Source organism: Sphingomonas hengshuiensis, assembly GCF_000935025.1.
GTDB classification, from domain to species: domain Bacteria; phylum Pseudomonadota; class Alphaproteobacteria; order Sphingomonadales; family Sphingomonadaceae; genus Sphingomonas; species Sphingomonas hengshuiensis.
This window is the reverse complement of sequence record NZ_CP010836.1, coordinates 1,004,225-1,018,689: the sequence shown is the minus strand read 5'-3', so window position 1 is coordinate 1,018,689 and position 14,465 is coordinate 1,004,225. Positions and strand designations below refer to the sequence as shown.

The following is a 14,465-nucleotide window of genomic DNA, read 5'->3' as shown; positions in this document are numbered from 1 at the left end:
GTCAATAATCCGCCGTCTTGCCGGTCTGGACAAAGGCATCGCGGGCACGCTGGCTGTCCTCGTGGAGGTACATCTCCAGCGTGAAGCCCTGTTCGAAGCGATAGCCATGATCGACGTCGCGCGGCTCGATGCCGTTGAGCGCTTCCTTTGCGGTGGTCAGCGCCTTGCGGCTCTTCGACGCGATCACCGCGCAGAACGCCCGCGCCTCCTCGACGAGGTGTTCGCGCGGGACCACCTTCTCCACCGCGCCGAGCCGATAGGCCTCGGCGGCGTCGATCCGCCCGCCTGTGAAGAACGCCGCCCGAACCTTTTGCAGCGGGAACATCCGCATCAGGTGGCTGGCCCCGCCCATCGCGCCGCGATCGACCTCGGGCAGAGAAAAATAGGCATCCTCCGCCGCGATCACCACGTCGGAGGCGCCGCAAATGCCGATGCCCGATCCGATGATGAAGCCGTGTACCGCGCTTACCACCGGCACTTCGCAGGCGCGCACCGCCTGGAAGCTGCGGTAATTGCCGCGATTGAGCTGGACGATCCGCTCCGGATGGGCCTGCATCTCCTTGATGTCGACCCCGCCGCAAAAGCCGCGTCCCTCGCCACGGATCAGCACGCAGCGGACCTCGGGATCGCGACCCATCGCCGTGACAATCCCGGGCACCGCGTTCCAGCCCGCGCTGTCGAGCGCGTTGACCGGCGGATGATCGAGGATGATCTCGCCGATACGGTCGGCGACGCGGGTGCGTATCGGCATCAGGCGTGCTTTCTCTTTAGCGGCGGCGCGGCGGTGAGCGCGGCGATCCGGGCCCGCGCCTCGCGCTCGATCCCGCCAAGCAAGTCCGCGACGCTGGGGAGGTCCTCGATCCGGCCCGCGACCTGGCCCGTCGCCATCAGCCCGCCCTCGGCATCGCCGCCTACCACTGCACGCTGAAGCAACGCGGGCGCGGCGGCGGCGCGCAGCGCCTGCGACAGGCTCAGCCCGCCATGGCGGCGCATTCCCTGCGCCATCCGCAACAACTGCGGCCAGGACGCACCCGTGGCGCGCTTCATCGCCAGCCCGGCAGACAGCGCCGATGTCCACGAACCGATCCGCCCGCCTCCGGTGACCCGCGTGAGCGCGGGGTTGCGGATCATCCGCTGCGGGATTCCGTCCACCTTGTCGGTGACGAGGATGTCATCGGTCCGCGCACCGATATAATAGTGCTTCACCTGCGCCGGCACCGGGCTCTCGCGCGTCATCAGGAAGCGCGTGCCCATCGCGATGCCAACGGCCCCATAGGCCAGCGCCGCCGCGAGCCCGCGCCCGTCGGCAAAGCCGCCCGCCGCAACCACCGGCAGATCGACGGCATCGAGCACCTGCGGCAGCAGCACCGTGGTCGCCACCGATCCGGTATGCCCACCGCCCTCGCCGCCCTGCACCACCAGCATGTCGGCGCCCAGCGCCGCCATCTTCCGCGCATGTTTGACCGCGCCCACGGTCGGCACGCAGCGGATGCCGGCGTCGCGAAATCGCGCGATCATCCGCCCGTCCGGCCCCCGCCCGAAGCTGACCGCCGCCACCTGTTCGCGATTGGCGAGGATGACATCGACCAGTTCCGCCGCCCCCGGCTGAAACATGTGGAAGTTCACGCCGAAGCGCAGCGGGGTCCGCCGCCGCACCTCGGCAATCTTCGCCGCCGCCTCGACCGGAGTCATCACCGCCGCCCCGAGGAACCCGAAACCGCCCGCCTCTGCGGTCGCCGCGACCAGCACCGGCTCGGCGACCCAGCCCATTGCGGTCTGGATCACCGGCAGGCGGCACCCCAGCATGGCGGTCAGCGGCGTGGCGAGCTCGTCGCTCATCCCTCCGCCTGTTTGTTGTCGGCGGCAGCGCTTTTGCCGGTGACGCCGCCCAGCGCATTGCCGGTGGTCAGGTCGTTCTGGGCATGGGCGAAATGGTGCATGTGGAACACGGCATCCATCGCGCTACGCTTGCCGCGCAGTTCCTCGACCTGATGGATCGCCTGCTTGGTCAGCCACATGCCGAGCGACGCTTGCGCCGCCAGCTTGGCCGCTATCTCCGCAGTCGCCTCCGCCAGTTCGGCGCGGGAGACCACCTTGTTGACCATCCCGAAGCCATAGGCGCGCTCGGCGGGCATCCGTTCGCCGAGCAGCAGGAATTCCTTCGCCACGCGCGGCGGCAGTTCGAAGCCGTGCGCGAAATATTCGACGCCGGGAATCCCCATCATCCGCGAGACGGGGTCCTGGAAAAACGCGTCATCGGACGCGATGATCAGATCGCAGACCCAGGCCAGCATCAGCCCGCCCGCGATGCAGGCGCCATGCACCATCGCGATCGTCGGCTTGGGGATGTCGCGCCAGCGGCGGCACATACCGAGATAGACTTCCTGCTCGCGGGTATAGAGCAGTTCTGCGCCGGGCCGCCCGACATGGTCGGGCAGCAGGTGCGCGCGGGGGAAGCTGCGCGCCAGATCGCGACCCGGCGTGCCGATGTCGTGCCCGGCGGAGAAATGCTTCCCCGCCCCGGCCAGCACGATCGCCTTGACCTCCGGATCGTCGACCGCGCGGCGGAAGGCGTCGTCCAGCGCATAGGTCATCTGGCTGTTCTGGGCGTTGTTGTAGCGCTCGCGCGACATGGTCACCCAGGCGACGCCGCTGCGAACCTCATAGAGGACCGGCGCGTCGGTCTCATAGACAATGTCCGCCGCCCCGGGCGTGCCCGCGCTCATTCCTGACCCTCTCCGCTCTTTCGACTATCAATCATTATAATGTTGGGGCCGTCAACCGCCCGCTCGATAGCGTCGCGGCAAGTCAGTGGTGCTTTGAAAACATCGCAAGCCCGCCGGCGATCACGTGGCGCGAACGGCGGGCGGGTTGCCCTTCAACAAGCTGGCGCGAATGCCGTGGGGATCGAGGCGCCGGATGATCGCCAGCGCCGCCGCGTCGGGCACCGGCGTAGCGGGCACATCGCCCTCCACGACCACATCGAACCCGCTATTGTCGCGCACCTCCTCGACGCCGACGCCGGGATGCAGCGACACCAGCCGGATGGCATGATCCGGCCCACCAAAATCCATCACGCACAGATTGGTGACGATCCGTCGAAGCTCCAGCCGATGCGGCGGGCGGCCATCGGGCCAGCGCGCCGGATTATAGCCCGCCGAACAGACATAATCGACTTCGCCCGCGACCAGCGACCGGCGGCTATGCTGCGGTACGAAGAAGCTGTTCGGGTGCGAGATGCTGTTGCCCGGAAAGCCCCGCGCGCCCAGCAGCGCCGCCTTGGGTGCGGCATGATCGCCGATCACGCTGATGTTGGTCTGGCCGAAACGGTCGATCTGCACCGGCGCGACCAATGCGTGCCGCCGCCCGCCCCACAGATTGTCGAAGGTGCGGGCATAGGGCGCCCATCCTTCGGCGGTCGGCGAGGCATCGCGCGGGCCGATCGGCGCCGGTTCCTCCAGGAACATGTTCTCCGCATCGGTGATCATCAGCCGCGGGTTGAAGCTCAGCTTGGCCAGGCTCGCCCCCAGGCGTGGGATCGGGGTGATGCCGGTCGCCAGCCATTCGGGATCGTCGCGCCACACTTCGGCGCAGGCGGCGATCAGCAGGTCGGCGAGCGTGGCTTGGGTGTCGGTCATGCGCCGCTCCTCAATAGTTCGGTGCGGGAATGGCGCGGATCGCATCCGCCCCGCCGACCGCCGCCAGATAGGAGGGGGCATCCACGCCGATATAGCGCGCGCGATAGGCGTCCCACGCCTCCCCCTCGGCGGCGGCGTAGCTGCGCAGATGGGCGAGATCGAGGTGATAGTCCGGCGCGGCGCTGGTCGGGTGAGCGCCGAAGGGCACCTCCGCGACGCCCGCGATCAACGCCCGCTCGACCAGATGGAAGCGCGCATTGGCCGGCAGATCCAGCTCTGCGGTCGAGACGACCTGCTCGGTCGTCACGAAGGTCTGTTCGGCAGCGCGCGCCATCAGTTCGTCGAAGAACGGATCGGGCGAGAGCGTCAGGACATTGCCCTTCTCGTCGCTGCGATGAACGTGGAGCAGCGCGACGTCGGGCTTGATCGCGGGCATCGCGATCAGCGTCTCGCCATCGCCGTAAGGGCTGGTTACCGTCTTGAACCGCGGGTCGTCAGCAATCGCGGTCCCGATGCCCACACGGGTCGGCAGGAACGGCAGCCCCATCGCCGCCGCGCGCAGGCCCCAATGGAGCATCCCCTCGTCCATTTCCCACACCTCCAGGCCCGCCTGGCGCGCGGCCCTGAAGTGCGGCTCGATAGGAATCTGGTCCATCGAGACGAATGCGAAGACGAGCAGGCGCAGCTTGCCACAGGCGGCGAGGATGCCGACATCGGGGCCGCCATAGGCGATCACCGTCAGGTCCTTGAGATTGGAGCGGGCAATTGCCCGGACCAGCGCCATCGGCTTTCGCCGCGTCGCCCAGCCGCCAATGGCGATGGTCATGCCATCGCACAGCTGATCGACGATCGCGTCGACCGTCATCCTCTTGTCAAACATGCTTTTCCTTCAGCGACGCCGGGCGCGCGAAAACGATCCGTGCAGGCCGGACTCGCGGCCTGCACGGAGGAACGGGACTTGGCTTACTCGGCGGCGAGCGCCGGGCGGCTCTCCACCTTGGCCGCGACATCGGGGAAGCCATAGAGCTTCGCCGCATTCTCGTGGAGGATCGCGGCCTTTACCGGGCCGGGCACGCCGGACATCGACGCCTGGATCGTGCGCCAGCTATAGGGATAATCGGCGCTTATGTGCGGATAGTCGGTCGACCACAGCACCCGTTCGGGGTTCATATAGTTGAGGTTGTTGAGCCCGAAGCTGTCGGTCATGTAGCCGAAATAGAAATGCTCATCGATATATTCGGACGGCAGCCGCTCAAGGCCGAACTGGTTGACCTTCTCAAGCCGCTGATAATTGTTGTCGATCTGCTCCTTCACATAGGGCACCCAGCCGAAATCGACTTCGGCAAAGGCGACCTTCAGGTTCGGATAGCGATCGAACACGCCGTTGAAGATGAATTCGATGCAGCGGTTGGGCGCGTCGAAGAACCGGCCATAGCCGGGGAGCTTCGCCTTGTGCGGGCTCGGCTTGTAGATGCCGAGCGCGACGTGGATGTTGAAGCTGACGTCGCGCTCGTGGATCGCCGCCCACAGATAATCATGCTCGTCGGTCATCACCGTCGTGCCGGTCGGATAGGCCTGGGCCATCACCGCGCGCATGCCGGGGCGGCCGAGCACGCGGTTCATCTCGTCGACCGCGACCTTCACGCCGCCGCGATTGGGGAGGAACACCAGGCCGCAGAAGCGCGCCGGGTCGTAAGCGACATATTCCGAGACCCAGTCATTATACGCCCGCACCAGCGCGAGGTGGAGCTCCTCATCCTCGACCAGGGCGATCGCCGCCTGGATCGACGGTGTGGGATACATGACTTCGGCGGTGACGCCGTCGCGATCCTGCTCCTTCAGCCGCTCGGCGGGGTCCCAGCCTCCTTTGCGCATATCGTCGAAACGCATCCATGCCTTGGTCTCTTCGGGCGGTAGTCCGGCACAGGCGTTCCAGCCGAAATTGCGCGGACCGTCGAGCCCTTCGAAAATCCAGCCATCGCCTTCCGGAAAGCTCTCCATCCGGGGCGCACGGCGCTTGAACTTCTCGGCAACGCGCTTGGTGAACAGGTCACCCGGCTCGTTGAAATGGCTGTCGGCAGAGATCAGCCGCGAACTTCCCAAAGGCATATCCAAACTCCTACATTGCTATCTTTTATATGTTAGCGTTGGGTCCAGCGAGGGTCAATGCGGCGGACGTGCCGCAGCGCCCTAAAAAACCGGCGATTCTAGATCCCGCGCCGCCCCCCGCGCGTCGCCATCGTCCATGCCGCGATCAACACCGCGACGGTCACCAGCGCAGAGCCGACCGCGACGAACGTGCCATGGATGCCGAAGTTGAGCCGGATCGGCGCGGTCAGGATCGGGTTGAGGAAATGGCCCAGGAACAGCGACGACTGGACGATGCCGATCCCGTAATTGCGCTGGGCCGGACTGGCCTTGTCGAGAACCCGGTTGAGGAAGAACGGCATCGTCCACCCCGCCCCGACTCCCTCGATCACCACGCAGAGCAGCACCAGTTCATAGCTGGGCACGAGCCCCGCGCCGATGAAGCCGATCCCCATCAGCGTGGCGGAAATCACCAGCGTCCAGGCGCCGAGCCGGGCATAGACGAAGCCGAAGGCGAATGCCGCCAGAATGGAGATCGCCGAACTGAGCGCGGGTACGCGCGACACCAGCACCGCGCTGGTGATGCCATTCTCCCGCAGCAGGAAGGGCATCTGGAACGACGGCATGGTGTGACCGATCGACATGACCAGCGAAAGCAGCAGCAGCGGCCAGAGCTGCCAGATCGAGAAACGCTCGCCCGCAGCGGCGGCCTGGCGCTCCAGCGTGATCGGCTTGTTGAACGCGAAAATCGCCGCCGCGAGCATCACGCCCGGCAGCAGGAACATGATGCCCGGCGCGCGCCAGCCATAGGTTTGGGCCAGCCAGCCGGCCAGCAGCATGGTGGACACGGTGCCGATCGACGAAATCGCCTGGCGATAGCCGATCAGCTTGGATCGGAACGCCCCGCCGAACTGCGCGGCGAGAATGCTGGTCATCGCGACATCGGCCAGCACCGCGCTGAAGCCGAGCACGAAGCGGCTGGCCAGCAGTGCGTAATAGTTCATCGGCACGAGTTGCAGCAGGCCCGCCATCGTGCAGACGGCCAGGCTGCCGAACATCATGCCGCGCAGATTGGACGAGGAGACGATGGCCCCGGCGAGCAGCCCGGCCAACGCCATGCCGATCGGCGCGAGCGTGACGACAAACTGGGCGCTCAGCACCGAATCGCCGGTCCCGCTATATTCCTGCGCGATAAGCTGGAGCGCGGGAACGACCGTGGTGAAGGCCAGCGCCGATTTTATGCCGCCGGTCAGCAGGATGACGATGATCAGGATGCGGCGCCACGCAGGCAGTTCCGCAGCCGGCGACGTAACCGGCGGATCCTGGGCGAGGACCGAGATCGTGGCCATGCGTGCAATCCTCTCTATCTTTATTATTCGGCTATACTGAAGGCTAGCATCACCCTTGTGCAATGGCCGTTTCCAATCGGGCATTTCTCCGGTGCCGAAGCTGCATCGGCGGGTCGGATGGGACGCTCAATCCAGCGTCGAGCCGCCATCCGCCACCCACACCGCGCCGGTCACGAACGATGCGGCGGGGCTGGCGAGGAAATGAACGACGCGCGCAATTTCGTCGGGGCGTCCCGGCGGGCTACGCCCCTCGCGCGGGGGAAAGGCACCTCCCGAAGCTTCGATTTCGGCGATGCGCACGAGCGCCGCTTCGGTGAGCACTGGCCCCGGCGCCACCGCGTTGACGCGGATCGCCGCATCCGCCAGCTCACGCGCCAGCACGCGGGTGATCGCCTCCAGCCCGGCCTTCGACGCGGCATAGGCCGCCTTGCCCGCCGTGGGGCGGCTGGCCTGGACCGATCCGATGTTGACGATCGCGCCGCCCTTGCCCGCCTTGACCATCGCCCGGGCGGCCAGTTGCGACATGCGCACTGCGCCCTTCAGATTGACATCGAGCAGCAGGTCCCAATGCGCTTCGTCCAGATCGAGCACGCCGCGCGAGGGAAACAGACCCGCCGCATTGACCAGAATATCAGGGGGCGTGCTGGCGAAGGTCGCGGCCACTGCGCGTTCCAGTCCCTCCCAATCCGAAACATCGGCGGTTATCGCCAACGCGCCCGCGCTCTCGATCGGCTGGCGATCGATCGGGATCGTCCGTGCGCCCGCATCGGCGAGGTGCCGGGCCACGGCACGGCCGATCCCCGACGCCGCGCCAGTCACCACCGCCACCTTGCCATCGAGACGCCAGAGCGCGCCCAGCGACTGATCGCCGGGAGCGCCCCTGGGCTTTGGCAACTCGATCAGAAATCGATCCCGATCGAGGCGCCGTAATAGCGCGGACGGTTGTACACGCCCGACATGATCGCGCCGAAATCGGTTGCGAAGGTCAGAAAGCGATTGTCGGTCAGGTTCTCGGCGAAAATCTGGGCGCGCATCTTGCGGCCCTGGATCGTGCCATTCCAGAGGAGGCGCAGGCTGACGTTGGATTCGACGCCATACAGCGGGACCTGCGCAGTATTGGGCGCCTGCGAGATCAGCGAATAGGTCGGCGCATTGCCCTTTCCGGTGAAATCGCCGCGCAGCGTGAACTTGCCGGCCGACGCCGTCTCCAACGCATATTGCGCGCCGGCATGATAGGTCCAGTTGGGCACGTTCGCGAACGCCGCCTGATCCGCGACGTTGGTCGGCTTGCCCGCCACGGCGATGATATATTCGCTATACTGCGGATCGACATAGCCGACATTGCCGTCGATCCGAAACCCGCCGAGCCCGGCCTGCGCCTCTACTTCGAAGCCGCGATAGCGCGCCTTGCCCGCATTGGTGAGCTGGTTGGTGTTGGTCGCGATGTTGTAGCCGTTGACCTGGAGATCGTCATAATCGGTCTGATAGACCGCGGCGTTGAAGCGCACGTGGCGATCGAACAAGTCGCTCTTGACGCCCAGTTCGTAGCTGCGCGCGGTTTCCGGGCCGAACGGCGGCGCACCCACTGTCGGTGCGTTGTATCCGCCCGATCGATAGGCAGAAGCGCCGCGGCCATAGACCAGGACCCCCGGCACCAGTTGGTAGCTGATCGACCCCATCCAGCCGACATTGTCCCATTTGTCTTTGCGCGCCTGGGTGAGGATCGTGGTGGTGGTGGTGGTCGATACCGAGCGAGAACTCAGCGTCTTCTTGTCCTCGGTATAGCGGATCCCGCCGACGAGTTCGAGCCGGCCACCGGCGAAGGATGGCTTCCATCCGATCTGGGCGAAGCCGGCGAGCGAGGTCGAATCGATCGAATAGCTGGTGCTGCGATTGAGCCGGATCGCCGTAGTGGCCGAGAGCGGCGAATTGAGGATCGTGGTGATCGTCTCGTCGACCTTCTCGTCATAATAATACAGGCCAAGCAGATAGTTGAAGTCGCCGACGTCGCCGAGCAACTGAAGCTCCTGGGTAAACTGCTTCTGCGTGCCGGGGTTGTTCGGGGTCACGTGCGGCGTCACCGATTCGACGAACTGTCCCGGAACCGCCGGATTTGCGACAATGCCCAGCGTCGATCCGCCGCCGATGTTGCCGCGCAGATTCTGGTCGATATTGTTGTAGCCGGTGATCGATTTGACCTGGAACGCTGCGCTGAAATCATATTGCGCGGTCAGCACGCCGCCCCAGGTCTTGACCTGCGACTTCGCGTCGCTGCGAGGGTCGCGATAGCTATAATCGCGCGGTCCCACGCCGATCGGGAAGGGCCGGTTATTGGCGACGCCCGCATTGCCGAAATAGGCCTTGCCGACCGCCGTACCCGCCAGTGCTTCCCAGCCGGTATAGGAAATCAGGTCATTGTAGCGACCGCGCAGGTCGAGCGTGAAATCGCCCATCTCGCCCCGGATTGCACCGCCGACGCCGAAGCTGTCGAGCGCCCCGCCCCATTTCGCCGGAGAATAGCCCGGCGCTTCCACCCAGCCGTCGCGCGAATGGACCTGGGCCGACACCTTCGCCATGAACGGCGAGTTGCCCAGGCGGCCAAGCTGAACGACCGACGAAGCGATAAGCTCATTATACGAACCATAGGAGAAATCCGCCTTCATCCCGAATTCGGGCGTCGGGTTGCGCGTCGACAGCAGGATCGCGCCGCCCGTCGTATTGCGACCGAACAACGTGCCCTGCGGCCCGCGCAGCACCTCGACACTGGAGATGTCGGGAAGGTCGAAGGTATTGCCGCTGGGACGCGGCGTGTACACGCCATCGACATAGATCCCGACTGCAGGCTCGACATAGAGCGCCGTCGATAGCGTGCCGATGCCGCGGATATAGATTGCGGGCGCATTGCCGCTGCCGCTCGCCTGGGTGACGCGCAGGCTGGGGGCGAGCTGGGTAATGCCTTCGATACGAACGATGTTGAGCTGCTGAAGCTGATCGCTGGAGATCGCGCTGATCGACAGCGGCGTATCCTGCGCGCTTTCCGCACGCCGCCGCGCCGTGACGATGATGTCCTCGATCTGGCCCTGGTCGAGATCGGGTCCGGGATCAGCCGCCTGCTGCGTCGCGGCGGCGCTCCGCTCCTGCGCCATGGCCGGCATCGTCGCCAATCCGACGACGGCCGCCGACGAAAGCAATACTATGCCGTGGCGCCGTCCAGGCGCGCGCGTGCTCCGCATGGTCAAGATTCCCTCTCCCGGTTTTTTTTAGTTTGAACGGGTTGTAGGAGAGGTTCCGCGAAGGACAAATCTGAAACCGGCACAGCTCCAATGCAAATTGGGCATCTGCCGGTGCGCAGCCGCCGTCGCTGATGACGAAAGCTGATCTACGACAAGCCGCCTAGCCAGCGTGCCCGGCCGCAATTTGCAGGACTTGCCGTACATAACCACACGACTGTTCAATGTCGGGCGATTGTGCATGATTGGCCATGACCGCAGCGCATCGGAAAGGCGTCCTACGCACTCTGGGCATCTGGGCCGTGTGGCTGGCGGTCGCGGTGGTGACGGCGTTCCAGACCTATGCTGCGGGTTTCGCGGGTGGCCCCAGGCTCGCGCTGGGGCAGGCATTGGTCAATGGGCTGATCTGGTATTCGGCCTGGGCAGCACTGACGCCCGGTGTCGTGGCGGTGGCGCGCGCGTTCGCCGACGAACGGCGGCTGGGCAGGCTGCTTGCCATCCATCTGGCCTTCGGGCTGGTCTTCGCGGTACTGCACGCGGCGCTCTACAGCGCGATAAACGCGATGCTCTATTTCCGCGCGCCCTGGGCGCCGTGGAGCAGTGCGCTGCTCATCACGAAGCTGGCGACCAGCATCCATGTCCATCTGATGATCTACGCGATCCTTGTCGCGATCGTGCTCGGCGCGCGTGCCTATCGGACGATGCGCGATCGCGAAGTCGCGGAGGCGCGGTTGGAGGCGCAGCTCGCAGAAGCGGAAACCGCGGCACTGCGCGCGCAGGTGCAGCCGCACTTCCTGTTCAACACGCTCAACGCCATTTCTGCGCTGGTGCCCGACGATCCGATCGTGGCCCAGCGGTTGATCGCGCGGCTGGGCGATCTGCTGCGGCTGTCGATCGACCAGCGCAGGTCGCAGCAGAGCGCGCTCGCCGACGAGCTCGACTTTACCGACACCTATCTGGCGATCGAGGAAGCGCGGTTGGGCGAGCGGCTGCGGATCGTCCGCGCCATCGCGCCCGAAATGCTGACCGTCCAGGTGCCCGCGCTGCTGCTCCAGCCGTTGGTGGAGAATGCGGTGCGCCACGGGATCGCACCCTCCGTCGCGGGCGGCACGCTGACGATCGAGGCGATGCCGGTCGGCGACATGCTGGGCATCAGCGTCGCCGACGACGGCATTGGCGCGGCTGCGATCCGTGAAGGTGTCGGGCTCGGCAACGCACGGCTGCGGTTGCGCCAGCTCTACGGCGAGCGCCAGTCGCTTGCGATCGACACCGCGCCGGGCGAAGGGTTTCGCGTCACCATACTGGTGCCGCGATGATCCGGACACTGATCGTCGATGACGAGCCGCTGGCACGCCGCGCTGTGCGCCAGTCGCTGGCCGGGTTCGGCGATTTCGAACTGGTCGGCGAGGCGGGGCACGGGGCGGAAGCGGTGGCTGCAATCGGCACGTTGCGACCCGATCTGCTATTCCTCGACGTCCAGATGCCCGCGATGGACGGCTTCGGCGTGATCGACGCCATCGGCGTGGATGCGATGCCGCTGGTCGTGTTCGTGACGGCGTTCGATGCCTATGCGGTGCGCGCGTTCGAGGCGGAGGCGCTCGACTATTTGCTCAAGCCGTTCGACGACCAGCGCTTTGCCCGCGTGATCGAGCGGGTGCGGCGGCAGATCGGCACGGGCGATCAGCATCGCCGCCTGCTCGGCGCGCAGCCCCGGCTGGTGGTGCGGGGCAACGGCACCGCCCGGCTGATCCGGCTGGATGAGATCGACTGGATCGGTGCAGCGGGCGACTATGCCGAGGTCCATAGCCGGGGACGCGCGATGCTGCTCGATGAATCGCTGGCGTCGCTGGGGGCGCGGCTGCCCGGTACGGAATTCGCGCGCATCCATCGCTCGGTCATCGTCCGGCTTGATCGGCTCGCCGAGATTGTCCCCGGCACGCACGGCGACGGCATGGTGCGGCTGACGTGCGGTGCGGAACTGCGGTTCAGCCGGCGATATCGCAAGCCGATCGGCCTGTTCCTCGCGCGCTGATCCCGTTCGGCGACGCGCCGGTCCCGCCCGGCGAAACGCCGTTGCCTCGCACCGCGGGGCGGGCCTCTCTCCCCTGCACCATGAGGGAGGGCTGGCCGATGAAATGGGGTTACAGGCTGATGGCGATGTTGCTCGCCATCATGCTCGGCGCGCCAGCACAGGCACAAGGCAGGCTGGAGACCGGGCAGATCCGGTCCGCGAGCTTCGCCGGCAGCAAGATCGGCATCTCGCCGGTACGCAATATCACGATCTACCTGCCGCCGCGCTACGCCGAGCCGGGCAAGCGTTTCCCGGTCGTCTATTTCCTCAACTATTTCTTCGAGGATCAGCGCGAGCCGTTCGCCAGCCACGGTGCCAAGACGTTGCTGGACAAGGCTATCGCGCAGGGTTTGATCGGCGACGTCATCGTCGTGACCGCCGACTTCACGACCCCCGCGGGCAGCGCGTGGTACGTGAACTCGCCCGCGACGGGCAATTGGGAAGACTTCATGGTGCGCGAGCTGGTGCCGCACGTGGATGCCACCTACCGCACGCTCGCCACCCGGGATTCGCGCGGGATCGCGGGGGACGGCCCGGGGGCGTATGGCGCGATCCGCTTCGGCATGCGCCATCCGGAAGTGTTCGGGGCGGTCTATGGCATGCAGCCGGTGGCGACCGGCCCCAATATCCAGCCGACGCACAGCCGCCCGAACTTCGAGCGCATGGCGCGCGCGACGTCGCTCGATGATCTGAAGGACGACGGCTTCTCGCTGATCTTCACGTCGATCTATCAGGCCTTCGCGCCCAACCCGAACCGGCCGCCGCTGTTCTTCGATCCACCGGCGCGGCGCGTGGACGGGCGCATCGTGGTCGACAGCGACAAAATGGCGCGCTTTCAACAGGGGTTCGCGCTCACGGCCTTGCTCCCCGCTTATGCCGACAATCTCAAATCGCTGCGGGGCCTCAAGTTCGACTGGGGGCGTCAGGACACGCTGGTCGATCACGTCTATGGCGCGCAGGCCTTCTCCAATCTCCTCGCCGAATATGGCGTACCGCACGAAGCCGAGGAGCATGGCGGCGGCTTTCGCGACCGGCATTGGGGCGAACAGGGTCGCTTCTACACCGATCTTCTCCCGTTCTTCGCGCGAACCCTGCTGTTCGAGCCGCCCGTAACGCCTGGCGAACGCATCAACGCCGCACATGCAAAGCTGCGCGAGACGATGCTCTCCAACGATGCCGATGCGCGTGCCCGCCTCTACCGCGCCGACGCGTTGAGCATGCCCGAATATCAGCCGGTGCTGCAGGGCACCCGCCAGATTGCCGCCTATCACCGCGCCATGCGCGAACGGCGGCAGGTGACCGATTATGTGCCCGTCGCAAGCGAAGTCTTCGACCTGGGCGACACATTGGTCGAGATCGGAACCTTCACGATCCGCTGGTCCGACCGCGCCGACGAGGAGCGGGGAAAATACGCTTATGTCTGGGGCGTCGAGCGGGACGGCAGCCTCAGGCTCAAGGCCGACATTTGGGGCTATTTCCGCCCGCTGGCCGACCCCGCGGGCTTCTACACTGCGATACCGGAGTCGTCGGCTATCCCGCCAGCCGTGGCCGACCGGGCACTTAGCGAATTTCTGCGAGCGCGAAACGACCGCGACGCCGAGGCGGTGCGGACCAAGGATGTCGAGGCAAAGCTCGTGGATTACACCGACGACGCCATCTTCATGCCCTTCGCCGATACGCCCAAACGCGGCATGGCCGAGATCCGCCCCTATCTGACCGCCTATACCGCAGCAGGAAGCGGCGCGACCTTCCGCGACGTGCGGGTGTGGACCCTGGCGTTCGAAAATCACGGTGCATGGCTGATCGAATATCCAAAATTCCGCGTCGATTGGACCGCGGGCGGCCAGTCGGGCATCGTCAAGGGCGGCGGCATCCGGCTGTGGCAGCGCCAGGGCGATGGCGCGCTCAAGCTGCATCGCCAAATCGGAACACACGACTATGTCGTCCCGCCCCTTTGAGGCGGCGTCCCCGGTGCGCCTGGTAGGCAATGTTGCTCAGGAGCAGGCATTAGCTCGGTCAATCGACGACCTGTCCATGCAAAGCGGAGCGTCCGCTCTGACCGAAAGCCGCAAAACAAGTAGCGAGCCGG

Annotated in this window: 12 protein-coding genes; 3 read left to right on the top strand and 9 right to left on the bottom strand. The window is 66.0% G+C overall.

Annotated elements, in window-relative coordinates:
- Position 1: 1 nt before the first annotated feature.
- The 9 genes from TS85_RS04505 to TS85_RS04465 form a co-directional block, all read right to left on the bottom strand.
- Positions 2 to 751, bottom strand: a complete 750-nt coding sequence (locus tag TS85_RS04505) for an enoyl-CoA hydratase family protein (protein WP_044330668.1) — start codon at positions 749 to 751, stop codon at positions 2 to 4.
- Positions 751 to 1,839, bottom strand: coding sequence for an NAD(P)H-dependent flavin oxidoreductase (locus TS85_RS04500; protein ID WP_044330666.1), 1,089 nt, complete (start codon positions 1,837 to 1,839; stop codon positions 751 to 753). Before TS85_RS04500 ends, TS85_RS04505 begins: the two co-directional genes overlap by 1 nt.
- Positions 1,836 to 2,726 (bottom strand): enoyl-CoA hydratase, encoded by an 891-nt coding sequence (locus TS85_RS04495; protein ID WP_044330663.1) that lies wholly within the window; start codon positions 2,724 to 2,726, stop codon positions 1,836 to 1,838. The genes TS85_RS04500 and TS85_RS04495 overlap by 4 nt, the downstream gene beginning before the upstream one ends.
- 120 nt (positions 2,727 to 2,846) lie before the next feature.
- Positions 2,847 to 3,638: a CoA-transferase subunit beta gene (locus TS85_RS04490; protein WP_044330660.1), complete on the bottom strand. Its 792-nt coding sequence runs from the start codon at positions 3,636 to 3,638 to the stop codon at positions 2,847 to 2,849.
- A 10-nt stretch (positions 3,639 to 3,648) separates the two neighbouring features.
- Positions 3,649 to 4,518 carry a CoA transferase subunit A gene (locus TS85_RS04485; protein WP_044330659.1) on the bottom strand — a complete coding sequence of 290 codons (870 nt, stop codon included), beginning with the start codon at positions 4,516 to 4,518 and terminating at the stop codon, positions 3,649 to 3,651.
- Positions 4,519 to 4,601: 83 nt separating this feature from the next.
- Positions 4,602 to 5,747 (bottom strand): amidohydrolase family protein, encoded by a 1,146-nt coding sequence (locus TS85_RS04480; protein ID WP_044330658.1) that lies wholly within the window; start codon positions 5,745 to 5,747, stop codon positions 4,602 to 4,604.
- A 98-nt stretch (positions 5,748 to 5,845) separates the two neighbouring features.
- Positions 5,846 to 7,075, bottom strand: coding sequence for an MFS transporter (locus TS85_RS04475; RefSeq protein ID WP_044330656.1), 1,230 nt, complete (start codon positions 7,073 to 7,075; stop codon positions 5,846 to 5,848).
- 126 nt (positions 7,076 to 7,201) lie between these two features.
- Positions 7,202 to 7,969: an SDR family NAD(P)-dependent oxidoreductase gene (locus TS85_RS04470; RefSeq protein WP_044330655.1), complete on the bottom strand. Its 768-nt coding sequence runs from the start codon at positions 7,967 to 7,969 to the stop codon at positions 7,202 to 7,204.
- 5 nt (positions 7,970 to 7,974) lie between these two features.
- Complete coding sequence (locus TS85_RS04465) at positions 7,975 to 10,308, bottom strand: TonB-dependent receptor (RefSeq protein ID WP_077228449.1); 2,334 nt, start codon at positions 10,306 to 10,308, stop codon at positions 7,975 to 7,977.
- 248 nt (positions 10,309 to 10,556) lie between these two features.
- Between TS85_RS04465 and TS85_RS04460 the strand changes: the two genes are divergently transcribed.
- The 3 genes from TS85_RS04460 to TS85_RS24505 all read left to right on the top strand — a co-directional run bounded on the left by TS85_RS04460 (position 10,557) and on the right by TS85_RS24505 (position 14,334).
- Positions 10,557 to 11,621, top strand: a complete 1,065-nt coding sequence (locus TS85_RS04460) for a sensor histidine kinase (RefSeq protein ID WP_044330652.1) — start codon at positions 10,557 to 10,559, stop codon at positions 11,619 to 11,621.
- Positions 11,618 to 12,337 carry a LytR/AlgR family response regulator transcription factor gene (locus TS85_RS04455; protein ID WP_044330651.1) on the top strand — a complete coding sequence of 240 codons (720 nt, stop codon included), beginning with the start codon at positions 11,618 to 11,620 and terminating at the stop codon, positions 12,335 to 12,337. Before TS85_RS04460 ends, TS85_RS04455 begins: the two co-directional genes overlap by 4 nt.
- A 98-nt stretch (positions 12,338 to 12,435) precedes the next feature.
- Positions 12,436 to 14,334, top strand: a complete 1,899-nt coding sequence (locus TS85_RS24505) for an alpha/beta hydrolase-fold protein (RefSeq protein ID WP_077228448.1) — start codon at positions 12,436 to 12,438, stop codon at positions 14,332 to 14,334.
- The last annotated feature ends 131 nt before the right edge of the window (positions 14,335 to 14,465 follow it).